Raw genomic sequence first — 23,485 nt, 5'->3', positions numbered from 1 at the left:
TAGGGAGACACGCATGTCCAACAGTTTCACCGACCGCGAGAAGAGCTTCGAAAACAAGTTTGCCCATGATGCCGAACTTCAGTTCAAGGTCGAGGCGCGGCGCAACCGCCTTCTGGGCGAGTGGGCTGGCGAGCTTCTGGGCAAGGAAGGTGACGCTTTGAAGGCCTACGCCGTCGAAGTCGTCAAATCCGATTTCGAAGAAGCAGGCGACGACGACGTGTTGCGAAAGGTCGCCGGCGATCTGGGCGAGAAGGTCCCCACAGCCGAGATCCGGGCGAAGATGGACGCCCTGATGGCCATAGCCAAGCAGCAGATCATGACCGAACTGAGCTGACCCGCCCCTCCAGATGACCAAGAGGGGGCCGCACTTGCGCGCCCCCTCATCATTTTCATGCATTTTATGAATTTGATTAAACTACGCCCGCGCGCCACACGGGGCGTGAATGCAAAGCGCTCCGGAGGCTGCCCCATGTCCGACGCCCTGACCGAACTTCTCAAATCCCGCGACTGGTTGCTAACCGACGGCGCGACCGGAACCACTCTGTTCAACATGGGCTTGTCATCGGGCGATGCGCCCGAATTCTGGAATGAGACCGAGACTGACAAGATCCGCGCGCTCTACCGGGGCGCGGTCGAGGCCGGATCGGACATCTTCCTGACCAATACCTTCGGCGGGAACGCGTCGCGCTTGAAATTGCATGATGCACAGGACCGCGCCGGCGAGTTGTCGCGCATGGGAGCCGAGATCGGACGCGAGATCGCGGACACCGCGGGCCGCCCGGTGATCGTCGCGGGGTCCATGGGCCCCACGGGAGAGATCATGGCCCCCATGGGCCCGCTGACGCACGAATTGGCTGTCGAGATCTTCCATCAGCAGGCCGAGGGCCTGAAGGAGGGTGGCGTGGACGTCCTCTGGGTCGAGACGATCTCCGCCCCCGAGGAGATGATGGCCGCCGCCGAAGCCGCGCGCCTTGTCGACATGCCGTGGTGCATCACCATGAGCTTCGACACCGCCGGCCGCACGATGATGGGCACGACCTCCGCCGAAATGACCCGTCTGATCAATAAGCTTGAGCATAAGCCGCTCGCCTATGGCGCGAACTGTGGCGTCGGGTCGTCGGACCTGATCCGCACCGTAATGGGCTTCGGCGAGGCCGATCGCCCCTTGATCGCCAAGGGCAACGCCGGCATCCCGAAATACCATGACGGGCATATCCACTACGACGGCACGCCCGAACTCATGGCAGAATACGCGGTCATGGTGCGCAACGCCGGGGCCACGATCATCGGCGGATGTTGCGGCACCACACCTGATCATCTGCGGGCCATGCGCGCCACCCTGGAGGCGTCCACCAAGGGCCCCGCGCCGACCTTGGAAGAGATCGCCGAGAAGCTTGGCGGGTTTTCCTCGGACAGCGATGGAACCGACGGCAAAGGGCCGGTGCGCGACCGCTCGGCCAGTCGCCGACGCCGCACCAAAGCCTGATGAAGCGTCCTTCTCGGATTGGATATCCTGGTCTGGCTGTCCCTGCGCCTCCGTCCGACTGGACGATGTTGGTGCCTACGGTCTCCCCGACGCTTGGTGCTCTCGGGGCCAACTCGGAAAGTGGCGCAATGGCGGATCCATCCGGGTTGCCGCAGTACTCCGTCTCTGCCTTTGTCGGACAGGGGGCCTGCGCGTGATGGACGTGTCTCCGTTTTTGCAAAAACTCTCGGGGGGCAGCCCGAAACCGCCCCTAGAAGAGCGACATCTGGCTGCCCGGTACTCGGAACAGATCGCTGCGCAGCGCCGGCAGATGTGTCGCCAGACCGACCTCCCGGCAGGCGCGCAGGAACCTGCTCTGCAACAGGTCCGCATGAACGCCCCGGCCCCGCATCCGGTGACCGTAGCCCGCGTCGTAGAGTTTGCCGCCATGGAACTCCCGAATTCGGTTCAACACCTTGCGGGCGCGGTCGGGAACGTGGGCGCGCAGCCAATCCTCGAACAGGGGGGCGACCTCCAGCGGCAGGCGCAGGGGGATCATGCTTGCAGCGGCGGCCCCCGCGTCCGCGGCCGCGCGAAGAATCGCCTCCACTTCGTGATCGGTCAGGCCAGGAATGACAGGAGAGACCATGACGCGCACCTGGATGCCCGCTGTGGCCAACCGCTCGATCGTCTTCAGTCGCCGCGTCGGTACCGGAACGCGCGGCTCCAGCCGCCGGGCCAGTGCGTCGTCCAGTGTTGTGACCGACAGCCCCACGCGGGTCAGCTCGGTCCCCATGCCGGACAGGATGTCGATATCTCGCTCGACCATTGTGCCCTTGGTCGTCACGCCCACGGGATGCCCATGGTCGCGCAGAACCTCCAGCAATCCGCGCATCAGGCCACGGTCGCGCTCGATGGGCTGGTAAGGGTCTGTGTTCGTCCCGATGGCGATCATCGCCGGCTTGTATCCGGCGGCAGACAGTTCCTTGCGCAGGGCCGCCGCCACGTTCGGACGGGCAATCAGCCGCGTCTCGAAGTCCAGACCCGGCGACAGACCGAGATAGGCGTGCGTCGGCCGCGCGAAGCAATAGATGCAGCCATGTTCGCACCCCCGATACGGGTTGATCGAGCGATCGAAACATACGTCGGGCGACTTGTTGGTGGTGATCGCCCGTCCAATCACCTCATCGCGCACCTCGGTGTCGATGCGGTCCGGAAGCGGCGCGTCATAGCTATAGGGTTCGAACCGTCCGGTTGCGTTGGACAGGGCTCCGCGCCCGGCAAGTCCGGGGTAGTTGTGTATGTAATGTCCCATGACCGAGGCCTCCCGCTCGTCCGCTTAATTAGAACAAAGATAGAACATTTGCCGCCCTGCGACAAGACGGGTCGCACCGCACCCGCCCAATGTCGCTTTTCGCGCTGACCCCACCTCGCCGAACGCACAAACCATGCATCACGTGTCCCCCGGAGGCCCCATGTCCGACGAAGATGAAATTATCCTGAGCGAGCTGAACGACGAAGAGCTTGTCGCCCAGATGTTCGACGACCTCTACGACGGCATGAAGGAAGAGATAGAGGAAGGCGTGACCATCCTGCTCGACCGGGGATGGCCGCCCTACCGCGTCCTGACCGAGGCGCTGGTTGGCGGCATGACGATTGTCGGCATCGACTTCCGCGACGGGATCCTGTTCGTGCCCGAAGTTCTTCTGGCGGCCAACGCGATGAAGGGCGGGATGGCCATCCTGAAACCCCTGCTGGCCGAAACCGGCGCGCCGACCATCGGCAAGATGGTCATTGGTACGGTCAAGGGCGACATCCATGACATCGGCAAGAACCTGGTCGGCATGATGATGGAGGGGGCCGGTTTCGAAGTTGTCGACCTGGGTATCAATAACGCGGCCGACGCCTATATCGACTCCGCCAAGGCCGAAAAGGCGGATATCATCGGGATGTCCGCCCTGCTGACGACGACGATGCCCTACATGAAGGTGGTGATTGACACGCTGGTCGCGGAAGGAATTCGCGACGATTACATCGTGCTGGTGGGTGGTGCCCCCCTGAACGAAGAATTCGGCAAGGCAATCGGGGCAGATGCCTATTGCCGGGACGCCGCCGTGGCGGTCGAGACCGCCAAGGAATGGATGACGCGCAAGCACAATCGGATGTCGGCATAATCGGCACCGGACAGGGGCCAGCCCGCGCACCCCCGAAGTATTTATAGAGCGAAGAACCGCGGTGCCTTGCCGGGCACGTCCGTTCGTGCAGGGTGTCGGTGACTTTCAAAGGAACCGTTATGACCCTGACGCTGCACCTTGCCCCCGGCACGATCTCGATGTGCGTCCACGCCGCGCTGGAAGAAACCGGATTGCCCTATGAATTGGCATGGGTCGATTTCAAGACAAGCGCGCAGCGGCAGGCCCCCTACCTCGCCGTGAACCCGAAGGGACGTGTACCCTCCCTGGTGGTTGACGGCACCGTCCTGACCGAGGCCCCGGCCCTGATGGACTGGATCGCGGCGGCAACCGGGCACCTTATGCCCGATGATCCCCTGACCGCCGCGCGTGTGCGCGAGACGATGTGCTACCTGTCGTCGACCGCGCATGTGGCCCATGCCCACAAGTTCCGCGCGCAAAGGTGGGCGGATGACCCCGCTGCACAGGCTGCAATGGCTGCCAAGGTCGCAAAAAACATGACGGAATGCGCATATTACCTGGAACAACGCCTGACCGGAAATTGGGTCGTGGATGACTTTTCGGCGGCCGATCTTTATCTGTGGAATGTAACGCGTTGGATGCCCGGCGACGGTGTGGAAATGGCTGATGTTCCGAAGCTGGCCGCGCATCACGACCGCGTGGCGGCGCGCCCCGCGGTTGCACGGGTCATTGAACTGCACACCGGAGGCTGAGGGCCGCTCAGGCCCCGTGCCCGACCTGCATGGACTGGTCAATTGCACCCGGATGCGGGCTGCGAGACAAGGATTCCTTCTGGCGCGGGAAACCCGCCAGAATTTCGTCGATCGCCTGCCGTTGGGGTAGCCCCATGTCGATCGAGATCACACCCTCATCCGGCGTCGGCTCCTCCAGGATGCTCAGCTGGTGATCAATTTGCCTTTGCCCCTCATCCGGTGACCCGCCCGAGGCGATCATGCGGGCCTCGATCAATTCGCGCGGCCCGTACAGGTAGACGAAGGTGACATGCCCCAGCACCGCAAACCGTATGCGGTCCCGCTGCTCGCGCCTCAAGGCCGGGCAGGCAACGACCGTACCGCTGCCCCGCATGGCCAATTTGAAACCGATGGCGTCGAACCATGCGTCATAGTCGGCCTGCGTCAGAACCTCTCGTCGGGCCAGTTTGGCGCGGTTGGCAGGCGGATGCAGATCACAGCCGGGGATGAACCGCCCGTCCATGCTATTGGCCAGCGCGGCACCGATACTTGAACGACCTGTCCACGCGACGCCCATAACCACGATATTCATCGAACCGTCCTTTCATTCATGCGCGCGGCGGCGCTTTCGGCCAACCGCTCACGACAGTCAACCATGGCCTTTGCAGACGGACCTATCCCGCCCATATAGGAAGGACATCAAAAGGAGCGCCCATGCCCCTCGACCGTCTTGTCCTAATCGTCTTCATCGTTCTCATCGCCGCGGGGGCCACGATCTGGCTTGGTGCGATCATCACCGCAAGTTTTGCGCTGCCCTTCGGTGCGGTGGCCCTGTTGCCGGCGGCGCTGGTTGCCTATGTCGTTTTCCGGGTCGTAGCGGAACGTTTGGGAAATTCCGACGACGATCATTACGACAATTTGAAATAAATGGGGCGACCATGGACATTATCCTGACGACGACGGACATCGTTCCTGGCCGCGAAATTGCGCATTGCCTGGGCCTTGTGAGGGGATCGACCGTGCGCTCCAAGCATATCGGGTCGGACATCGTGGCAAGCCTGCGCAATATCGTCGGCGGGGAGGTCAAGGAATACGCCTCCCTCCTGACCGGTGCGCGCGAACAGGCGATCGACCGGATGAAGTCGGAGGCCCGCCTGCTGGGCGCGGATGCGATCGTGGCGGTGCGACTGGAGACATCGACCATTACGCAGGCCGCTTCGGAAGTGATGGCCTATGGCACGGCGGTCAAACTGCGGTGATCACGGATTCGGACCTGACCCGGACCGGGTTGGCCGCACAGGGGACCGGGCGCGTACTTGTGCTGGCCTGCGGGGCTCTGGCGTACGAAATACTGGCAATCCGCGCGGCAAACGGCCTGACCCATCTGGACCTGCATTGCCTGCCCGCGATCCTACACAACCATCCAAGGCGTATTGCCCCGGCAGTGGAGGCCGAAGTGATGGCACGGCAGGAAGATTACGACAGCATTTTCGTGGCCTACGCCGATTGCGGCACCGGCGGTCAATTGCAGGCCACCTGCGACCGACTCGGGGTGGAAATGATCGCGGGCCCACATTGCTATGCCTTCTTCGACGGGCTGGACCGGTTTGCGGCACGCGACGAGATCGACGCTTTCTACCTGACCGACTTTTTGGCGCGGCAGTTTGATGCCTTCGTAACCAAGCCCCTCGGCCTCGATCGGCACCCGGACCTGCGAGATATGTATTTCCAACATTATTCCAAGCTGGTTTACCTGTCGCAGACCGAGGACGCCGCGCTGATGACCAAGGCGCGCGCAGCGGCCGATGCGCTTGGGCTGAAGTTCGAGCATCGGCCCACCGGCTATGGCGACCTTGAAAAGGCGCTGACTTCGATCTGAAGCTCGGGCACCTCCTCTTGCCTGCGTACCTGCACCTTAGGTGCCGCTGCCCCTTCACCCTGCCCTGTCGGTGCCGTATGACGCCTGCGAGACACGTCCCGGAGAGCGCAATGACCGATCCCGCCATCACACCTGACCTGATCGCGGCCCATGGCCTCAAGGATGACGAATACGCACGTATTCTTGAAATCATGGGGCGGGAGCCAACGTTTACCGAGTTGGGCATCTTCTCGGCCATGTGGAACGAGCATTGCTCCTACAAGTCGTCCAAGCTGCACCTGCGCAAGCTGCCCACCGCAGGCCCGCAGGTCATCTGTGGCCCCGGCGAAAATGCGGGCGTGGTTGATATTGGTGATGGTCAGGCGGTGGTCTTCAAGATGGAGAGCCACAACCACCCTTCCTATATCGAGCCATACCAAGGGGCCGCGACCGGCGTGGGCGGCATCCTGCGCGATGTCTTCACGATGGGCGCGCGGCCCGTCGCAGCGATGAACGCGCTGTCCTTTGGCGAGCCCTCGCACCCCAAGACGCGGCAGCTTGTGCATGGCGTTGTCGAAGGCGTGGGCGGCTATGGCAATTGCTTCGGCGTGCCGACGGTGGGCGGCGAAGTGCGCTTCAATCCCAGTTACAACGGCAACTGCCTGGTGAACGCCTTTGCCGCCGGTATCGCGGATGCGGACAAGATCTTCTATTCCGCCGCGTCGGGCGTCGGTCGCCCGGTGGTGTACCTCGGGGCCAAGACAGGCCGCGATGGGGTCGGTGGCGCGACCATGGCCTCGGCGGAATTTGACGATACCATCGAGGAAAAGCGCCCAACCGTGCAGGTCGGCGACCCCTTCACCGAAAAGCGCCTGATGGAGGCCACGCTGGAGTTGATGCAGACCGGCGCGGTTGTCTCAATTCAGGACATGGGGGCTGCTGGCCTGACCTGTTCTGCGGTCGAGATGGGCGACAAGGGCGGCCTCGGCATCCGGCTGGACCTGGACCGGGTGCCCGTGCGCGAAGAGGCGATGACCGCCTACGAGATGATGCTGTCGGAAAGCCAGGAGCGGATGCTCATGGTGCTGGACGCGGAAAAGGAAGACGTGGCCCGCGCCGTGTTCGAGAAGTGGGACCTGGACTTCGCGATCGTAGGTGAGACGATCGCCGAAGACCGCTTCCTGATTGTCCACAACGGCGAGACGAAGGCAGACCTGCCGCTGTCCACCCTGGCCTCCTCCGCACCGGAATACGACCGCCCCTGGATTCCGACGCCAGCCGCGCCGCCCTTGGGCGAAGTCGAGGAAGTCGATGCCATCGAAGGATTGCGGTCCCTGATCGGCAGTGTGAACTACTGTGCCCGCGATTGGGTTATCCGCCAGTACGATACACAAGTGATGGGCGACACTACCGTCGTGCCGGGCCTGGATGCAGGCGTGATCCGGGTGCACGGCACCCCCAAGGGGCTGGCCTTCACCTCGGACGTGACTCCACGCTACGTCAAGACAAACCCGGTCGAGGGCGGCAAGCAGGCCGTTGCCGAGGCCTATCGCAACCTCGTTTCCAAGGGCGCACGCCCCTTGGCCACAACGGACAACCTGAACTTCGGCAACCCCGAAAAGCCTGAGATCATGGGGCAGTTCGTTGGCGCACTGGACGGTATCGGTCAAGCCTGCCTGGCGCTCGACATGCCGATCGTATCGGGCAACGTGTCGCTATACAACGAAACCGACGGCACAGGCATCGACCCCACGCCAACGATCGGTGCCGTGGGTCTGATCGACGAAATCGAATCGCGCATTGCGGGACCGGTACATGAAGGCATGATTGCCCTCCTGCTGGGCGGCGAAGGCACGCACTTGGGCTGCTCGGCCCTGCTTGCAGAACATTTCGCGCGCGGTGACGGGAACGCACCGACGGTCGATCTGGAGTTAGAGCGTCGGAATGGGGAGTTCATCCTCGACAACCGCGCCTATATTACCGCCTGCACCGACCTGTCCGACGGCGGACTGGCACTGGCGGCCTTCACGCTGGCCGAAGCTGCGGGCATGGGCGTCACGCTCGATGTCGCCGGCACGGCGGCGCTGTTCGGTGAGGATCAAGGCCGCTACCTGATGGCCACGACCTTCGACTGCGCCGAGGCCCTTATGGTCGCCGCGGGACAGGCAGGCGTATCGCTGACGATGGTCGGTCAATTCGGCGGCGAAGTCGTCAAGCTGGGCAAGGCCGAGGCCCCGCTTACCAGCCTTTCGTCGCTCTACCGCTCTGCGTTTGAGACCGCCTTCACCTGATCTTCACAGGCTCTGCAACGGCTTCTTGTCGCGCAATATCTGGTTGCCCCCGGTTGCCGGCCCGGACTTTGCTTTGCCAAGCATTTCCGCAGCAAGTTTCCGGTCGCTGATCAGGCCACTTCGCCTTGCCCTGCGCCGTCCCGCCCCCTAGCTAGAGGGTACGACGAAGGAGTGTGCCGATGGCCATGCAAGCCCACGAAATCGAGGCCCTGATCCGGGAAACGTTCCCGGACGCCAAGATCACCATCACCGACCTTGCAGGCGACGGAAATCATTACGCCGCCGAAGTCGTCGATGCCGCCTTCACCGGGCAATCCCGCGTGGCGCAGCAGCGGGCGGTCAATACCGCCCTCAAGGGCCGTATTGGCAACAATGCCGATCAGGTGCACGCTCTGGCGCTCACGACTCGCGCGCCCGCCTGACGCCATGTTCACCTCGCTGAGCGCATATATAGGCGGATTCATTGTGTTGATCCTTGTGGCCCGAGCCATCTGGATCATGCGGACGGAAGCGCGGCGCGACGATCGCGGGACACCCCGTGGCATTGCGCCCGGGACAGGATATACCGAGATTCAAAGCGACTATTCCTCGGGCGTGGGGGGCGGCAATCAGCTGACCACCCGCGTACCGCAGGACCCACAGGAATATGCCCGCGCCTTCGTTCCGAAGCGCGCAGGCAAACACAAGGAGTGACCCTTATGGCCGACGCCAAGACCCAGATCGACGAAATAGTGAAATCGCAGGACGTTGTCCTGTTCATGAAGGGCACGAAGTCCATGCCCCAGTGCGGATTTTCCAGCAAAGTCGCCGGTGTGCTGAACTACATGGGCGTGGAATTTGCGGACGTGAACGTTCTGGCCGATGACGGCATCCGCCAGGGCATCAAGGAGTATTCCGACTGGCCGACGATCCCCCAGCTTTACGTGAAGGGCGAGTTCGTCGGCGGCTGCGACATCATCACCGAGATGACGCTGTCGGGCGAACTGGACACGATGCTGGAGCAGAAAGGTGTCGGCTTCGACAAAGACGCCGCGGAGAAGATCCGCGAAGCAAACGCCTGAAGCGCATCACAAGGCTTGAAACAGGCGCGCGCCCCGGACCGGGGCGCGCGCCTTTGTTTTGGATCCAAGTGCCTGATTTCCGGTGGTGTCGTTAGCGTTTAGAACCCATCGCACCGAACCGTTGTGCCAGGTGCCAAGGGACCGCGACGCCCCCCGGCAGATCAGTCCTTGCGCCGCCCCAGGGTGTGCTTGCGAAGCCGGGACGGTTCCGCGCGCTTTTTCCCCTTGTACGGATTCGAGTCGCCCTGCCCACGCATATGCAACCGGATGGGTGTGCCGGGCATGTCGAAGTCCACGCGCAACCCATTGACCAGATAGCGGGAATAACTGTCCGGCATAAGCTCGGGATGCGAACACATGACCACGAACCCCGGCGGCCGCGTCTTGACCTGCGTGGCATAGCGCAGGCGGATGCGTTTGCCCTGCGGTGCGGGGGGCGGATGCTGCTCCAACATGCCCGCCAGCCAGCGGTTCAACGCAGCGGTGGGCACCCGGCGGTTCCAGGTGGCATGTGCGCGCAGGATTGCCTCTTGCAACCGGTCCATGCCGCGCCCCGTCTTGGCCGACACAGTGATCAGGGGCGCGCCACGCAGCTGCGGCAACAGGCGTTCAAAGGCTTCCTTGAGTTCGGCCAGCTTCTCCTGTCGGTTTTCCTCAAGATCCCACTTGTTAACAGCGATGACGACCGCCCGGCCTTCGCGCTCGGCCAGGTCTGCAATCCGCAGGTCCTGCGCCTCGAACGGGATATCCGCGTCCAGCAGGACGACGACCACCTCCGCAAATTTAACGGCGCGCAAGCCGTCGGACACCGACAGCTTCTCAAGCTTCTCGACCACCTTGGCGCGCTTGCGCATCCCGGCCGTGTCAAACAGACGCGTCGGCACCCCATCCCAGTCGAAGTTGACCGATATGGAATCGCGCGTGATCCCTGCCTCGGGTCCGGTCAACAGGCGTTCCTGTCCGATGATCTGATTGATCAAGGTGGACTTTCCGGCGTTCGGACGCCCTACGACCGCGATCTTCAGCGGGCGTTTGGTGGTGGGGGCCCAATCGGCCTCCTCCTCCATGTCGCCCTCTTCGATTTCGATATCCGTGTCGGCCTCTTCCTCGATGTCTGCCGGTTTGGCGTCGATCAGGGGGCGCAAGGCGGCGGCCAGGTCCGCCATGCCTTCCCCATGCTCAGCCGAAAGACCGATGACCTCGCCCAGACCCAGCGAGAACGCCTCGAACATGCCCGCTTCGCCCAAACGCCCCTCGGCCTTGTTGGCGGCCAGCAGAACCGGGTGCCCCTTGCGGCGAAGAATGTCCGCGAAAATCTGGTCGACCGGGGTTACACCGACGCGCGCGTCAATGACGAACAATGCGGCATCGGCCATGTCCACGGCCCGCTCGGTCAAGCGACGCATCCGGCCCTGAAGGCTGTCGTCCGTGGCGTCTTCCAGACCGGCGGTGTCGATCACGGTAAATTTCAGGTCACCCAGGCGGGCGGCCCCTTCGCGCAAGTCACGCGTGACGCCCGGCTGGTCATCGACCAGCGCGAGCTTCTTGCCGACCAAACGGTTGAACAGGGTGGACTTGCCCACATTGGGCCGCCCGACGATGGCGAGGGTAAACATCGCGCTCTCCGAAGTGTAAGACGCGCGCCTAACGCAACCCGCGCCCCATGGCCAGAGGCATCGCGCCCGTCTAGCGGAAGGCGTGCAGCGTGCCCTTGCGGCTGACCACGTAAAGCACATCGCCAAAGGCGATGGGCCGCGATGCCGCCCCGCCGGGAATGTCGACGCTGGCCGTCAGCGCGCCATTCTGCGGGTCAAACCCGCGCAACACCCCATCTGACGATCCGACCCAGAGTCGTCCACCCGCCAGAATGGGGCCGTAATGCGCATAGACGCCCTGCCGCCGCTTAAGTCGCTGATTGCGATAGAATGGCAGATCGGACCGCCAGAGCACGTCGCCCGTCGCCGCGTCCAGCCGCAACAGCTGCGCCCTGTCGGACACGGCAAAGACCGATCCGCCCGCAACCGCCAGGGGCGATACCGCCCCCTCGTCCGCAGTCCAGATCCGATCACCGGAGGATGACGACATCGCGACGATCCGCCCGGCGGACGTGCCTGCGTAGACCGTGCCGCCCGTCACGACCGGGTCGCCCGTGATGTCGCCGACGTCGTTGTATGCCACGCCGCGCCGCTTGCCCGAAACCGAGCTGCCCCAGACACGAATGCCCGACTGGCGCAGCACCGCGAGGATTTCGCTGGAGGCGAAGGGAAACAGGACCGCGCGCTCCGTGATGGCAGGCGACGGCGCGGTGGCCATCACACTGCCGGATGCGGTTGCGGGAATGTCCCACTGGATCCGCCCATTTTCGGCATTGATGGCCCAGGCGCGGTTGTCACGGCTTACCAGGTAAACCAGGCCGCCATCGACTTTGGGCGTGGTGATCGGGGCATCCAGCCGCTGTACCCAGCGTTCGGCCCCTGTCGCCGCGTCCAACGCGTGCAATTCACCGTAGCCCGTGGTCGCGAAGACCGTGCCGCCACTGACGGAGAGGCCCCCGCCCGAGGCATCGCTCGCCCGCTCGGAACCGGGGACGAGGCTGCGCGACCAGAGCGTTGCACCATTCAGACCAGTCGCGGTAACACCCGATTGCGCATCGAGTGTGTACAGCCGATTGCCGTCTGAAACAGGATCCGCCGTGATGCGCTGGCGACGTGAGTCGCCCGCACCGATATCAGCCGACCACAAAAGTGTCGGAGCTGAAGACAGGGTCGCATGATCCGGGTCATTCGTGATATTTCCGACCCGCATCGGCCAGTCCGCCAGACGGCGTGCGGCAGGCAAGGAGAATGCCGGGGCCTCGACCGGGGGCGTCGCGTCGGCAATCACGCCCACGCCACCGCTGTCGCGCACCGGAAGACGTTCGCCCGGCAAAAAGACTTCCTCATCTCCGCAACCGCCCAGCACGAGTGTCGCGCATACCAGGATGCCAGCAAATGATTTCATGATCCTGCCCCCAAATTCCGTCCGTCGCGTCGTACCCGGCTCAAGCCGGTTCAATGGCCGCACCCAGCGCGACAATCAACTGCTGCGCCCGTTGACGCAAGGGCTCCGTGGATTCGGCATCTTCCAGCAGCGCGCGCAACAGTGTCGCTGCCGTGGCCGTATCGCCCACATCGATCGCGCGCAGGGCCTGTTGCTCCACGGCCAGCGTCCGGAACGGTGCCCCCGGCGCAGCCAATTCTTCAAGGATCAGACCGTCGCGGGCCGCATCCCCCACGCCCCCGGCCAAAATCGCCTTGAGCAGTGCGAGGTGGCGATAGGTCGCCGGTAATTCCGTGCCGTCGGCGAGGGCCAGAAGCTCTGCCCGCGCGGCCTGCGCATCGCTGCCTTCACCATTAAGCGCTGCAGTCGCCCGAAGCAGCGACAGGATCGCCACCTGGTCAGGCTCCGATGCCTCGATCCCGGCCAGCCCGGCGCGCCGGGTTTCCATATCCTCCCCCTGAAGGGCGGCCATCAGGGCGTCACCGAAGGCCTGCGCGTTGGCGGCGTCTCGGGCTTTGGTCCATTCGCTCCAGGCAGCCCCACCAACGATCAGGAAGACAGCCAGGATCGCGACCCAGCCCCAGCGGCGCATGACCCCGTAAAGACGGTCGCGACGAACTTCCTCGCTGACTTCATCGATAAAGCTTTCCGGGTTGGACATCGACGCCTCCTCAGGGTTTCGCGCGTTCTAGCGCAGGCACCCGCAGGGGCCAACCGGAAACATAGTCAAAGCACAGGTGCGTTTGCGTTCATGCAAAGCACCTTTCAGCCCGAGCAGCCTTGCCGATGCCGCACTGCCGCACTAAAACTGAACTAAGTGGTTCACTCGCACGTAAGAGTGAGTCGAATACTCTCAAGTCTTTAATTAAAGGGCAAGCCATGCGCCTCTTTCCCATCGTGACCGCCCTCTTGGTGGCCGTAGCGCTTTTTTTCGTGGTTCTGAGACGCGACGACCTGTTTCGCTTCGCGAATGACGTGACCACGGATGGCGAAGCCCTGCCAGTCATTGATAACGCAGCCGCACCCGCGCCCGCGCCGGTTGCGATCAACACCCCCGAAGGTACCCTTGCCGCGCAGGCGGTGCACGTGGTGGCCCAGCACTCTCAGGCGCAGGATGTGCCGAACGCGGTGCGCGTCCGCGGCGAATCCGAAGCGGCACGACAAGTCACCGTCATGGCCGAGACGACCGGTACAGTGATCTCCGCTCCGATCCGCAAAGGCGCTTTCGTCGAAGTGGGCCAGACCCTTTGCGAACTGTCCCCCGGGACACGTCGCGCCACGCTGGCCGAAGCTCAGGCCCGCCTGGCCGAAGCGCGCGCCCGCGTTCCCGAGGCCGAGGCACGCGTCCCCGAAGCGCAGGCCCGCGTGGCCGAGGCCGAGGCACGCCTTGTGGAAGCGCGACTGAACCAGACGGCGGCGGCGCGCCTTTCGGAGGGTGGCTTTGCCTCAGAAATCCGTCTGGCCGGCTCAGACGCGGCGCTCAGCGCGGGCGAGGCGGCACTGACTTCCGCCCGGACGGGGTTGGAAAGCGTCTCCGCAGGTATCGAAACCGCCCGCGCGGGAGTTCAGGCTGCGGAGGCCGGGGTCGAACGGGCCATGCTCGAAATCGACTATCTGACCATCGAAGCGCCCTTCTCGGGCCTGCTGGAAACCGACACCGCAGAGTTGGGCGAACTGCTTCAAAGCGGCGGCGGGGGCGGCGGCAGCGGGGCCTGCGCCACTATCGTGCAATTGAACCCCATCAAGCTTGTGGGCTTTCTGCCCGAATCGCAGGTCGACAAGGTAGCATTGGGCAGCCGGGCCGGCGCGCGCTTGGCTTCCGGCCAGGAAGTGACGGGTGAGGTCACCTTCCTCAGTCGGTCCGCAGACGAGACGACGCGCACCTTCCGCGTCGAGGTCGCCGTCGCGAACGAAGACATGTCGATCCGCGACGGCCAATCGGTTGAAATCGCCATCGAGACCGACCCGATCCGCGCGCATCTCTTGCCTGCCTCGGCCCTGACCCTGAACGACGAGGGGCAGCTTGGCCTGCGACTCGTGGTCGACGGCAAGGCCGATTTCTCGCGCGTGGAGCTGATCCGGGATACGCCCGACGGCGTTCTGATCGCGGGTCTGCCCGATCGCGCCGACATCATAACCGTAGGTCAGGAATACGTCACCGATGGCGTGCCCGTTCGGGCGTCCTATTCAGGTGAAGGCCAGAGTGAGGTCAGCCAATGATCGGCATAATTGACTGGGCCGCTGAGCGCGCGCGGATGGTCATGGCCTTCGTGGCCCTGTCCATCATCGCGGGGGCCGTCGCCTATATCTCGCTGCCCAAAGAGGGCGAGCCAGACATCGACATCCCCGGTATATTCGTGTCCGTCCCCTTCCCCGGCATCAGCGCTACCGACTCCGAAAAGCTGCTGGTCAAACCGATGGAGACCAAGCTCAAGGAACTGGACGGCCTGAAATCACTGATTGCGACGGCATCCGAAAACTTTGGCGGCGTGTTTCTCGAATTCGAATTCGGCTGGGACAAGTCCGCGACCATCGCCGACGTTCGCGACAAGATGGGTCAGGCAGAGGCCGAGTTCCCCGACGGGGCAGAGCAGTACATCATTGATGAGATCAACTTCTCGGAATTCCCGATTCTGATCGTCTCGCTGTCGGGGTCGGCACCGGAACGCACGCTGCTGCGGCTGGCGTCGGACCTTCAGGATCGGCTGGAGGGGATGCCCCCGATCCTCGAAGCAGGCCTGGCCGGGCACCGCGACGAAATGCTGGAGGTCATTATCGACCCCCTGGCGCTGGAATCCTACAACGTCACCGCCGGCGAGTTGACGAGCGTGGTGACGCAGAACAACTTGTTGGTCGCCACAGGATCCGTCGAGACGGCGTCGGGCGCGTTTCCGGTCAAGATCCCCGGTTCCTTCGAAGAGCCACAGGACGTCTATGACCTGCCGGTCAAGACGGATGGCGACCGCGTCATCACGTTGGGCGATCTTGCGCAGATCAATCTGACGTTCGAGGATCGGGAGGGCACCGCGCGCTACAACGGCGACACGACGGTGGCGCTGCAAGTCGTAAAGCGCAAAGGCTTCAACATCATCAAAACTGCCCAGCAGGTTCGCGACGAAGTAGACCGCGAGACCGCCTCGTGGCCCGACGAATTGCGCCAGGCAGTCGACGTGACAGTCACACTCGACCAGTCGCGCACCGTACGGTCGATGGTGTCGCAGTTGGAGGGCTCGGTCCTGACGGCGATTGCGCTTGTGATGATCGTGGTCCTCGCCACACTTGGCACCCGCTCGGCTTTGCTGGTGGGCTTCGCAATTCCGACGTCGTTCCTGTTGTCGTTCGCGGTCATGGCCGTCGTTGGCATCACGATCTCCAACATCGTGATGTTCGGCCTGATCCTTGCCGTCGGCATGTTGGTGGATGGCGCAATCGTGGTGGTCGAATACGCGGCCAAGCGCATCTCCGAAGGGTCGGGGCCGATGAAGGCCTATACCGAGGCCGCCAAACGTATGTTCTGGCCCGTTGTATCCTCCACCGCGACCACGTTATGTGCCTTCCTTCCGATGCTCTTCTGGCCGGGCGTGCCGGGCGAATTCATGAGCAACCTGCCCGTCACTCTGATCTTCGTGCTATCAGCATCGCTCGTGGTGGCGCTGGTCTATCTGCCGGTGCTCGGCGGCGTCGCGGGCCGCATCTCGCGCCTGTTCGAAACCGGGTCGAACTTTCTGCGCGGCACATTCCCCTGGGTGGTCCGCGCAGCACTGGCTGCGGCATCGGCGTGGCTGATGATCGTCGCGATCCTGCAAACCCTGAACCCTCTCTACATTCTGCCCGCGGCAACGCCAGGGGCCGGTTTGCTTGGTCCGGTCCTGTTTCTGGTCGCTTCCGGTGCCCTGTCGACCACGCTGGGGTCGGTCACGCTCCACCGGGAGCAGCAACGCGTCCGCTCCGGCTATCGGCGGAGCATTTTCGGCCACGTGATCAACGCCATCGTGGGCAACCCGATCGGTCCGGTCGTGGCGATCGCCTTGGTCGGTTTCAGTGTCGTTTCGGTCTTCACGTACTTTGGATCGAACAATAACGGCGTGGAATTCTTCGTGGAAAGCGAGCTGGAACAGGCCAATGTCTTCGTCCGCGCTCGTGGCAACCTGTCGCTGGAGGAGAAGGACGCCCTGTTGCGGCAGGCGGAGCTTATCGTGCTCGCCACGCCCGGCATCCAGTCTGCCTTCGCCTTCGCCGGTGAAGGAGGGTTGCAGTCGGGCGGCCCCGGTGCCGCCGGCGGCCCGAGCGACACCATCGGACAAATCCAGATCGAGATGGTCCCTTGGGAAGACCGCCCCACCATTCCCGAGCCGTGGTTCGACATCTTTGGGTTCACCGTAAACCGGTCCATCGTGGACCCGGCCTTCGACGGCGACGTGATCGGGGAGCAATTGCTGGTGCGTCTTCGCGAACTGCCCGGTATCAAGGTAGACCTGTCCGCACAGGATCGCGGCCCCGCGCAGGGAAAGCCCGTCCAACTGCGGCTGAGGGGCGAAAACTGGGAGGACCTGCAAGCCGCGGCCTCCGACATGGCCGAGCGGTTTGCGACGATAGACGGCCTTATCGACATCGAAGACACCCTGCCCTTGCCCGGCATCGACTGGGAAATCGAGGTGGACGTCGAAAAGGCGGGCCGCTTCGGCGCAAACGTCGCAGTGGTCGGTGCAATGGTGCAGATGGTCACGCGCGGCATCCTGCTCGACACGATGCGCATCGACAGCTCCGAGGATGAAATCGAAATTCGCATCCGGCTTCCCGAACAAGACCGCGTGCTGTCCACGCTAGACACCTTGAAGGTGCGCACGCAGGAAGGTCTGGTTCCCCTCGCCAACTTCATTACCCGCAAACCCGTGCCACGTCTGGCGCAGATTGATCGGGTCGATGGCGAACGATTCTTCGACGTAAAGGCGGACGTGGCCCCCGGGCTGGTAAAACTGGTCGATGACGGCGGCGAAACTCAGGCCATCGTGCCCGCGGCCCAGGCCGAGGGCAGTGATCTGACCGTCATTCCGGTCAACGCCAACGAACGGATCGAAACGATCACCGCCCTTCTCGACGAAACCGACATCCTTCCCGAAAGCGTACATTGGGAATGGACCGGCGATCAGGAGGAACAGGCCGAGTCGGGTGCATTCCTGATGAAGGCATTTGCGGGGGCGCTCGGCCTCATGTTCATCATCCTGCTGGCGCAGTTCAATTCGATCTACAACTCGGTGCTGGTGCTGTTGGCGGTCGTCCTGTCCACGACGGGCGTGCTGATAGGGATGCTGGTCATGGATCAGGCCTTCTCGATCATCATGACGGGCACGGGTATCGTCGCGCTTGCCGGGATCGTGGTGAACAACAACATTGTCCTAATCGATACCTACCAGGATTACAGCAAGTACATGCCCAAACTGGAGGCGATCACGCGCACTGCGGAAGACCGAATTCGCCCCGTTCTTCTGACGACGCTGACCACGATGGCGGGCCTGGCCCCGATGATGTTCGGCCTGTCGTTCGATTTCATCGGTGGCGGCTATTCGATCGGCTCGCCAACAGCTCTGTGGTGGATTCAGCTGGCGACGGCCGTCGTCTGGGGCCTTGGGATCGCGACTGTCCTGACCCTGATCTTCACGCCCGCGATGCTGGCCGCACGCGTCTGGGTAGCCGCCTATGCCCGCGGATTGGGCCACCTGATGGGCCGCTTGGGCATGGGCCGGGGCAGCCGCGCCGCCGAGGATTGGGCCCTGCGCCGCGAAGCCAAGCGCGTGCGCATGCCCATCCTCCTCTGGTCCGAGGAAAACGAAGCGACGACCGAGCCGGAGTTGCCCATGTCCATGCCCCGCCAGCCGGTCACCGGCGAATCCAGCGCCGAGAAATCGGACGCCGACCTGCCTCACCCGCCCTTGCGCGCGGCAGAGTAGGCCAGAAAAATGCGCGCGCCTCAGGGCGCGCGCGACAGGGCTAAATGAGGTACTGCCGCTTTATTGGGCACACGGTTTGACACGCGTCAAGTTTCGCCTGCAAAGAGTGCACCGCAGAAACCTGGGATAATTCGAAACGATTTCTGCGCCTGCATTGTTGACCACGCCGCAGTGCAGCTTAGATGTGAGTTACCGGGCGGCAGCGGGTCTTCCTCCTCCCTGACCTGTACCGCCGGTTACGGAAAGCGGCCTCGTTCCTCCTCCTCCCTGAGCGAGGCCGCATTTCCGACAAAATCCCGACAAAAGATGATCATTGTCTCCGTGCAGGCTACAATTCTCCCCCTCGCTCTCCCCGGAGAAGTCCAGTGATTCATTCGACCCCCACTCAACCGCCAGTCCCAGGTCAGGGCCCCGTCAAGCGCAAGCCGCGCCCGGCACCAATCCGTTTCACCGACTGGGCCTCCATCTAACTGCAATGCACTGGACGTCTGTCGCGCCACCTGACTAAGTGCGCGCATGGACAACGATGCCCCCCTTTCGACACTACGGAACCTCGGCCCCGCATCAGAGCAGGCCTTCGCCCGCGTCAACATCACCACAGTGGGGCAGTTGCGCGACCTAGGCACGGACGCGGCCTATGCACGTCTGATCCGCGCCGGCACGCGACCGCATTTCATCTCCTACTACGTCCTCGAAATGGCGCTGCAGGGACGGCCGTGGAATGACTGCAAGGGCGATGAGAAGACAGCCCTCCGCACGCGCTTCGACGCGTTGAAATCGGCCCATATGGATCCTGATCGCGATGCATTCGAAGCGATCATGGACTCCCTTGGCGTCATCGAACGCTAGCCATACCCGTCTCAACCCAATGCAAAAGGCCGCCGAGTCGCCCCGACGGCCTGATTTCGATACGCTCTGAGTCTAACGCTCGACGAGGATCACGCCGCGCAACCGGCGCGGGGTCTCATTCGTCCAGACTGCTTGGGACTGGTAATCCCCTTCCAGCGTGCGCGGTCCACGGTTCGGGTTCAGTCTCCCATCGTCAAAAGCAGCACGATATCCGCTGGGCGGCGTCGTTGGGTCGAACGTGGATCGCGCGGCGGGCACGAGCACTGTTTGCCCCGTGTTGCGCGACGCAGCAGTCGTAATCCCCTCCGCCTCAAGCGACGATCGCGGCGCTAATGACCAGTTGCGATCACCGCCGCATTGCGTGGCTGCGCGCAGATATCGGGCCGACAAATCAGAGGCTCCGCGGCAACCAACTGTGGCCGGTCCACTTGCGCGGTTCGGACTGGGCGCTGCCGGATTGACGCGAACGGCATTCGGGTTTGGAACGACCGCAATAACGGTCGGCGCGCGCTGCATGCGCGAAGCCCTGCGCGGCGTAGCCGGAGCGGTGGCCACCTGCGGGGCGATAACCTCGATCGCGGACGGTGCAGATCCGGAACGCGCCTGCAACGCGGCAATACAGGCGGGGGTATTGCGAAGGTAGCGCGCGGACAGGTCTGACGCACCACATCCTGCTGGCAGCGGCAACGCCGTGCGACCGGGGGCGACGGTCACGGCCTGATGCATCGGGCGTGGCGCGGTCGGACGGGACGGACGCGGAGAGCGTGCAACCTGGCGACTTCCCGTTGCAGTCGCCGCGCCTTGCGCAGGCTTTGGTCTCGGGGCCGCCTCCATGATGACGCGCGACGTGGCCGGGGCGGGATCGCGGCGGATGACCGGCTCGGCGGCCTGAACCGTTGTCGTCGACGTGGCGGCAGGTTGCGCTGAAGCAGCTGCGGCATCGGTCGCCCTCGGTCGCGACGCGGGCTGACCACAGACGACAGTCCGGTCGCGATTTACCCGCGGTACCCATCGCGTGACCCCGTCAAAGCCGGCACGCACGAAGACACACCCGCGGCTATCGACATATTGCGCCGCCGTATAGCTGGCCGGTGGTGTCTCCGCCGGACCGGGGGTGTTCCGCACCGTGCGCTGCGCTTCCGCCGTGGACCCGACCGCAAGAAGCGCACAGGTGCCAAGGCCGATCATCAGATTTCGCACAATCATGTTCCGCCCCAAGCCCATTTGGCCCCCCGGTCATCGAAATAATACCAACGACCTTGCCTACGGCCCGTTACCAAGTAAAGCGATTGATCGGCTCGATATACCTTATTTCGTGCCGAACATGCGGTCTCCCGCATCCCCTAGTCCCGGCACGATATATCCCAGATCGTTCAGCTTCTCATCCACTGCGGCCGTGACGATCGGCACATCGGGATGCGCCTCTTTCATCCGGGCGATACCCTCCGGTGCGGCCAGAAGGCACAGAAACCGGATGTCCTTCGCGCCCTTCTCCTTGAGAAGATCAATCGCAGCAACCGACGAATTACCCGTGGCCAGCATTGGATCAACTGCGATCACCAGACGCTCGTCCAATTGATCCGGCACCTTGAAATAGTACTGCACCGGCTTGAGCGTTTCCTCATCGCGATACAAACCGACGAATCCGACGCGAGCCGACGGTACAAGTTCCAGAATTCCGTCCAGCAACCCGTTCCCCGCGCGCAGGATCGACACCAGCGCCAGCTTGCGCCCCGCCAAGACGGGCGCGTCCATCGCTTGCAGCGGCGTCTCGATCCGTCGCGTCGTCATCGGCAATTCGCGCGTCACCTCGTATGCCAGCAGTTGACTGATTTCCCGCAACAATTGCCGAAACACGGCAGTCGAAGTATCGCGGTCGCGCATCAGGCTGAGCTTATGCTGCACCAGTGGGTGTTTAACGTGGGTCAGGTGGTCCATTTCAGGCCTCCAATTGTCTGATGATGTCGGCGCGGGTTGCCGCGTCGCAAAACGCGGCCTCCGCGGCCATTCGATTTATCTTTCGGAACTGCCCGGCGTCCCAGCCGAACGCCCGGTTCAGCGCCGCGTATTCCTGCGGCAGCGTGGTGTGAAAGAACGGCGGATCGTCCGTCGACACGCAGATAGGCACACCTGTTTTCATTATTATATCAATAGGGTGTGCGTCGATATTCGCGTAAACGCCCAGCACGACATTCGACCCTGGGCATACTTCCAGGTGCACGCCTTCATCGGCCAGGCGGCGCATCAAATCCACATCCTCGATTGCCCGCACACCGTGGCCAACGCGGCTCACGTTCAGATGGTCAAGCGTTTCACGAACAGAGGCAGGTCCGCCGAATTCACCCGCGTGCGACGTCAGGCCTAGCCCCGCCTCGCCCGCCATCGCAAAGGCGGGGGCAAAGTCGGCGGCACGATACAGCCCCTCATTTCCGCCCATGCCAAAGCCCGTGATGAAATCGCCGGCCGTTTCCACCGCGCATTTGGCGGTCTCGCGCGCCGCATCAGGGCCGAAATGGCGGATGCAGGTGACGACGCCGCGCATCTCGATCCCGTCGACCGCCGCGGCGGCCTCCTGAATAGCGGCGAGGTAGTCGCGCCAGGCACCAAGATCGCGACCGCCGCAGAAATCGGGGCTGATGAAGACCTCGGTATAGATCACGCCCTGTTCGCGCGATTGCTCCAGCACTGAAGTCGTCAGGCGAGCAAAGTCCTCGGGCGATTGCAGGACCCGCGTCGCCGCCTCGTAGACATCAAGAAAGCCTTTAAAATCACTGTAAGAATAAGCCCCATCTGAATCAAACACACCATCCAGCCGGATGCCCTTCTCGTCGCCCAGTTGGCGTATGAACGCCGGCGGCGCTGCGCCCTCAAGGTGCAGGTGCAGTTCAAGTTTCGGGTCATGAATCATAGAAAGCTAGACCCCGGCCCGACCGCCGGCACGTCCAAGTGGTCGCAAATGGTGGCCGCGACATCGGCGAAGGCAATCAGTCCCGCCTCTCCCGTCTTGCCCGCCACCAGCACCGGAACGCGTTCGCGCGTATGGTCAGTCCCGCGCCATGTCGGGTCGTTGCCGTGATCGGCGGTGAAGATCATGATGTCATCAGGGCGCAGGGCGTCCAGAATCTCCGGCAGGCAAGCGTCGAACCACTCCAGATGCGCGGCATAGCCCTCAGGATCGCGGCGATGGCCATAGACGCTGTCGAATTCGACGAAGTTGGCGAATGTCAGGCTGCCGTCCGGCATGTTGCGCACGGCGTCCGCCAAGTCGACCATCAACTTCGCATCCTTACCCTTCACCTTGGTGTCGATACCACGCATGGAAAAGATATCCCCGATCTTGCCAATGGCGTGAACCCGGCGACCGGCCCGTTGAACCACGTCACAAAGGGTGTCGCTGGGCGGCATGATTGCGAAATCCCGACGGTTCGCCGTCCGCTCCCATGGACCCTCGCCGATGAAGGGGCGCGCGATAACGCGGCCAACCTTTATTTCGTGCAACGTCGGAGCCAGCGCGGCGCAAAGGTCGATCAGGCGGTCCAATCCGAAATGCACTTCATGCGCGGCGATCTGAAAAACGCTGTCCACCGAGGTGTAGCATATGGGCCAGCCTGTTCGGATATGCGCCTCCGCTTCCTGCTCGATGATCAGCGTTCCGCTGGAATGGCGATTGCCCAGAATGCCGTCGGTGCCTGCAAGCCGCTTCACCTCCTCCACCAGGTCCGGCGGGAAACAGGGATCGGTTTGTGGGAAATAATACCAATCGAAGGGCACCGGCAGGCCCGCCAACTCCCAGTGGCCGGACGGCGTGTCTTTACCGTTCGACACTTCCGTTGCCGCCCCCCATAGGCCGTGCGGCTCTGCCGTCAGTCCGGGCGTGGGATCGCCCGATGCCAAGCGGGTTGCAGCGCCAAGGCCCAAATAATCTAGATTAGGCAATTTTATAGCGCCATTCGGGCGAATTTCGGCGCAGTATTGTCCGATATGTGAAAGCGTGTTTGCGCCTGCATCGCCAAAATTCGCAGCATCAGGGGCCCCGCCACAGCCGACAGAGTCCATGACCACCAGGAATGCCCGGCTCATTTGCCTTCCC

23 protein-coding genes are annotated in these 23,485 nt (G+C 63.2%); 14 read left to right on the top strand and 9 right to left on the bottom strand.

Translation table 11 applies throughout. The features are described 5' to 3' along the window. Positions 1-13: 13 nt before the first annotated feature. On the top strand, positions 14-334 hold the full coding sequence (locus BLV27_RS11200) for a DUF1476 domain-containing protein (RefSeq protein WP_092645956.1): 321 nt from the start codon (positions 14-16) through the stop codon (positions 332-334). 135 nt (positions 335-469) lie between these two features. Continuing rightward, positions 470-1,486: a betaine--homocysteine S-methyltransferase gene (bmt, locus tag BLV27_RS11195; protein WP_092645954.1), complete on the top strand. Its 1,017-nt coding sequence runs from the start codon at positions 470-472 to the stop codon at positions 1,484-1,486. A gap of 250 nt (positions 1,487-1,736) precedes the next feature. Here the strand turns inward: bmt and BLV27_RS11190 are convergent, their stop codons facing one another. Beyond that, positions 1,737-2,780, bottom strand: a complete 1,044-nt coding sequence (locus BLV27_RS11190) for a PA0069 family radical SAM protein (protein ID WP_092645951.1) — start codon at positions 2,778-2,780, stop codon at positions 1,737-1,739. A gap of 160 nt (positions 2,781-2,940) precedes the next feature. On the opposite strand from BLV27_RS11190, the gene BLV27_RS11185 reads away from it, so the two are divergent. Both BLV27_RS11185 and BLV27_RS11180 read left to right on the top strand, forming a co-directional pair. Beyond that, a complete protein-coding gene (locus tag BLV27_RS11185; RefSeq protein WP_092645949.1) occupies positions 2,941-3,639 on the top strand; it encodes a corrinoid protein in 699 nt (232 codons plus the stop codon). A 119-nt stretch (positions 3,640-3,758) separates the two neighbouring features. After that, complete coding sequence (locus BLV27_RS11180; RefSeq protein WP_092645947.1) at positions 3,759-4,370, top strand: glutathione S-transferase family protein; 612 nt, start codon at positions 3,759-3,761, stop codon at positions 4,368-4,370. Between the two features lie 7 nt (positions 4,371-4,377). Here BLV27_RS11180 and BLV27_RS11175 read toward each other — a convergent pair whose 3' ends face one another. Further along, positions 4,378-4,941, bottom strand: coding sequence for a gluconokinase (locus BLV27_RS11175; protein ID WP_092645945.1), 564 nt, complete (start codon positions 4,939-4,941; stop codon positions 4,378-4,380). A 122-nt stretch (positions 4,942-5,063) separates the two neighbouring features. On the opposite strand from BLV27_RS11175, the gene BLV27_RS11170 reads away from it, so the two are divergent. The 7 genes from BLV27_RS11170 to grxD all read left to right on the top strand — a co-directional run bounded on the left by BLV27_RS11170 (position 5,064) and on the right by grxD (position 9,559). Continuing rightward, a complete protein-coding gene (locus BLV27_RS11170; RefSeq protein ID WP_092645943.1) occupies positions 5,064-5,276 on the top strand; it encodes a hypothetical protein in 213 nt (70 codons plus the stop codon). An 11-nt stretch (positions 5,277-5,287) separates the two neighbouring features. Next, positions 5,288-5,608, top strand: coding sequence for a YbjQ family protein (locus BLV27_RS11165; protein WP_342024678.1), 321 nt, complete (start codon positions 5,288-5,290; stop codon positions 5,606-5,608). Then, a complete protein-coding gene (locus tag BLV27_RS11160; protein ID WP_092645941.1) occupies positions 5,605-6,228 on the top strand; it encodes a DUF1638 domain-containing protein in 624 nt (207 codons plus the stop codon). The genes BLV27_RS11165 and BLV27_RS11160 overlap by 4 nt, the downstream gene beginning before the upstream one ends. Before the next feature lie 110 nt (positions 6,229-6,338). Beyond that, positions 6,339-8,498 (top strand): phosphoribosylformylglycinamidine synthase subunit PurL, encoded by a 2,160-nt coding sequence (purL, locus tag BLV27_RS11155; RefSeq protein ID WP_092645939.1) that lies wholly within the window; start codon positions 6,339-6,341, stop codon positions 8,496-8,498. A 179-nt stretch (positions 8,499-8,677) separates the two neighbouring features. Next, positions 8,678-8,920 carry a BolA/IbaG family iron-sulfur metabolism protein gene (locus BLV27_RS11150; protein ID WP_092645937.1) on the top strand — a complete coding sequence of 81 codons (243 nt, stop codon included), beginning with the start codon at positions 8,678-8,680 and terminating at the stop codon, positions 8,918-8,920. A gap of 4 nt (positions 8,921-8,924) precedes the next feature. Then, the gene (locus BLV27_RS11145) at positions 8,925-9,191 is read left to right on the top strand and encodes a hypothetical protein (protein WP_092645935.1); all 267 of its coding nucleotides are present in this window, start codon (positions 8,925-8,927) and stop codon (positions 9,189-9,191) included. Positions 9,192-9,196: 5 nt separating this feature from the next. Next, positions 9,197-9,559, top strand: coding sequence for a Grx4 family monothiol glutaredoxin (grxD, locus tag BLV27_RS11140; protein WP_092645933.1), 363 nt, complete (start codon positions 9,197-9,199; stop codon positions 9,557-9,559). A 161-nt stretch (positions 9,560-9,720) separates the two neighbouring features. On the opposite strand, the gene der is transcribed toward grxD, so the two are convergent. The 3 genes from der to BLV27_RS11125 form a co-directional block, all read right to left on the bottom strand. Further along, the gene (gene der / locus BLV27_RS11135; RefSeq protein WP_092645931.1) at positions 9,721-11,175 is read right to left on the bottom strand and encodes a ribosome biogenesis GTPase Der; all 1,455 of its coding nucleotides are present in this window, start codon (positions 11,173-11,175) and stop codon (positions 9,721-9,723) included. 70 nt (positions 11,176-11,245) lie between these two features. Then, positions 11,246-12,559, bottom strand: a complete 1,314-nt coding sequence (locus BLV27_RS11130; protein WP_092645929.1) for an outer membrane protein assembly factor BamB family protein — start codon at positions 12,557-12,559, stop codon at positions 11,246-11,248. Between the two features lie 40 nt (positions 12,560-12,599). Continuing rightward, positions 12,600-13,259, bottom strand: a complete 660-nt coding sequence (locus BLV27_RS11125) for a hypothetical protein (RefSeq protein WP_092645927.1) — start codon at positions 13,257-13,259, stop codon at positions 12,600-12,602. Between the two features lie 218 nt (positions 13,260-13,477). Here BLV27_RS11125 and BLV27_RS11120 point away from each other — a divergent pair, with 218 nt between their 5' ends. From BLV27_RS11120 to BLV27_RS11110, 3 genes are all read left to right on the top strand, one after another. Next, on the top strand, positions 13,478-14,818 hold the full coding sequence (locus BLV27_RS11120) for an efflux RND transporter periplasmic adaptor subunit (RefSeq protein ID WP_092645925.1): 1,341 nt from the start codon (positions 13,478-13,480) through the stop codon (positions 14,816-14,818). Further along, a complete protein-coding gene (locus tag BLV27_RS11115; RefSeq protein WP_092645923.1) occupies positions 14,815-18,546 on the top strand; it encodes an efflux RND transporter permease subunit in 3,732 nt (1,243 codons plus the stop codon). The genes BLV27_RS11120 and BLV27_RS11115 overlap by 4 nt, the downstream gene beginning before the upstream one ends. 516 nt (positions 18,547-19,062) lie before the next feature. Next, positions 19,063-19,395: a TfoX/Sxy family protein gene (locus BLV27_RS11110; protein ID WP_092645921.1), complete on the top strand. Its 333-nt coding sequence runs from the start codon at positions 19,063-19,065 to the stop codon at positions 19,393-19,395. A gap of 72 nt (positions 19,396-19,467) precedes the next feature. Here the strand turns inward: BLV27_RS11110 and BLV27_RS11105 are convergent, their stop codons facing one another. The 4 genes from BLV27_RS11105 to BLV27_RS11090 all read right to left on the bottom strand — a co-directional run bounded on the left by BLV27_RS11105 (position 19,468) and on the right by BLV27_RS11090 (position 23,475). Continuing rightward, positions 19,468-20,601, bottom strand: coding sequence for a hypothetical protein (locus BLV27_RS11105; RefSeq protein WP_139176604.1), 1,134 nt, complete (start codon positions 20,599-20,601; stop codon positions 19,468-19,470). A gap of 102 nt (positions 20,602-20,703) precedes the next feature. Next, a complete protein-coding gene (gene upp, locus BLV27_RS11100; protein ID WP_092645917.1) occupies positions 20,704-21,333 on the bottom strand; it encodes a uracil phosphoribosyltransferase in 630 nt (209 codons plus the stop codon). Position 21,334: 1 nt separating this feature from the next. Beyond that, complete coding sequence (locus BLV27_RS11095; RefSeq protein ID WP_092645915.1) at positions 21,335-22,303, bottom strand: adenosine deaminase; 969 nt, start codon at positions 22,301-22,303, stop codon at positions 21,335-21,337. Next, positions 22,300-23,475, bottom strand: coding sequence for a phosphopentomutase (locus tag BLV27_RS11090; RefSeq protein ID WP_092645913.1), 1,176 nt, complete (start codon positions 23,473-23,475; stop codon positions 22,300-22,302). The genes BLV27_RS11095 and BLV27_RS11090 overlap by 4 nt, the downstream gene beginning before the upstream one ends. Positions 23,476-23,485: the final 10 nt, after the last annotated feature.

Origin of the sequence: Jannaschia faecimaris (genome assembly GCF_900107415.1) — a bacterium.
GTDB lineage: Bacteria > Pseudomonadota > Alphaproteobacteria > Rhodobacterales > Rhodobacteraceae > Jannaschia > Jannaschia faecimaris.
This window is presented reverse-complemented; position numbering and strand designations above follow the sequence as displayed.

Bases quoted from the DNA above. Each gene is read 5' to 3' on its own strand.
- BLV27_RS11200 (WP_092645956.1), top strand. From the start codon at position 14: ATGTCCAACAGTTTCACCGACCGCGAGAAGAGCTTCGAAAACAAGTTT.
- bmt (WP_092645954.1), top strand. From the start codon at position 470: ATGTCCGACGCCCTGACCGAACTTCTCAAATCCCGCGACTGGTTGCTA.
- BLV27_RS11190 (WP_092645951.1), bottom strand. From the start codon at position 2,780: ATGGGACATTACATACACAACTACCCCGGACTTGCCGGGCGCGGAGCC.
- BLV27_RS11185 (WP_092645949.1), top strand. From the start codon at position 2,941: ATGTCCGACGAAGATGAAATTATCCTGAGCGAGCTGAACGACGAAGAG.
- BLV27_RS11180 (WP_092645947.1), top strand. From the start codon at position 3,759: ATGACCCTGACGCTGCACCTTGCCCCCGGCACGATCTCGATGTGCGTC.
- BLV27_RS11175 (WP_092645945.1), bottom strand. From the start codon at position 4,941: ATGAATATCGTGGTTATGGGCGTCGCGTGGACAGGTCGTTCAAGTATC.
- BLV27_RS11170 (WP_092645943.1), top strand. From the start codon at position 5,064: ATGCCCCTCGACCGTCTTGTCCTAATCGTCTTCATCGTTCTCATCGCC.
- BLV27_RS11165 (WP_342024678.1), top strand. From the start codon at position 5,288: ATGGACATTATCCTGACGACGACGGACATCGTTCCTGGCCGCGAAATT.
- purL (WP_092645939.1), top strand. From the start codon at position 6,339: ATGACCGATCCCGCCATCACACCTGACCTGATCGCGGCCCATGGCCTC.
- BLV27_RS11150 (WP_092645937.1), top strand. From the start codon at position 8,678: ATGGCCATGCAAGCCCACGAAATCGAGGCCCTGATCCGGGAAACGTTC.
- BLV27_RS11145 (WP_092645935.1), top strand. From the start codon at position 8,925: ATGTTCACCTCGCTGAGCGCATATATAGGCGGATTCATTGTGTTGATC.
- grxD (WP_092645933.1), top strand. From the start codon at position 9,197: ATGGCCGACGCCAAGACCCAGATCGACGAAATAGTGAAATCGCAGGAC.
- der (WP_092645931.1), bottom strand. From the start codon at position 11,175: ATGTTTACCCTCGCCATCGTCGGGCGGCCCAATGTGGGCAAGTCCACC.
- BLV27_RS11130 (WP_092645929.1), bottom strand. From the start codon at position 12,559: ATGAAATCATTTGCTGGCATCCTGGTATGCGCGACACTCGTGCTGGGC.
- BLV27_RS11125 (WP_092645927.1), bottom strand. From the start codon at position 13,259: ATGTCCAACCCGGAAAGCTTTATCGATGAAGTCAGCGAGGAAGTTCGT.
- BLV27_RS11120 (WP_092645925.1), top strand. From the start codon at position 13,478: ATGCGCCTCTTTCCCATCGTGACCGCCCTCTTGGTGGCCGTAGCGCTT.
- BLV27_RS11115 (WP_092645923.1), top strand. From the start codon at position 14,815: ATGATCGGCATAATTGACTGGGCCGCTGAGCGCGCGCGGATGGTCATG.
- BLV27_RS11110 (WP_092645921.1), top strand. From the start codon at position 19,063: ATGGACAACGATGCCCCCCTTTCGACACTACGGAACCTCGGCCCCGCA.
- BLV27_RS11105 (WP_139176604.1), bottom strand. From the start codon at position 20,601: ATGATTGTGCGAAATCTGATGATCGGCCTTGGCACCTGTGCGCTTCTT.
- upp (WP_092645917.1), bottom strand. From the start codon at position 21,333: ATGGACCACCTGACCCACGTTAAACACCCACTGGTGCAGCATAAGCTC.
- BLV27_RS11095 (WP_092645915.1), bottom strand. From the start codon at position 22,303: ATGATTCATGACCCGAAACTTGAACTGCACCTGCACCTTGAGGGCGCA.
- BLV27_RS11090 (WP_092645913.1), bottom strand. From the start codon at position 23,475: ATGAGCCGGGCATTCCTGGTGGTCATGGACTCTGTCGGCTGTGGCGGG.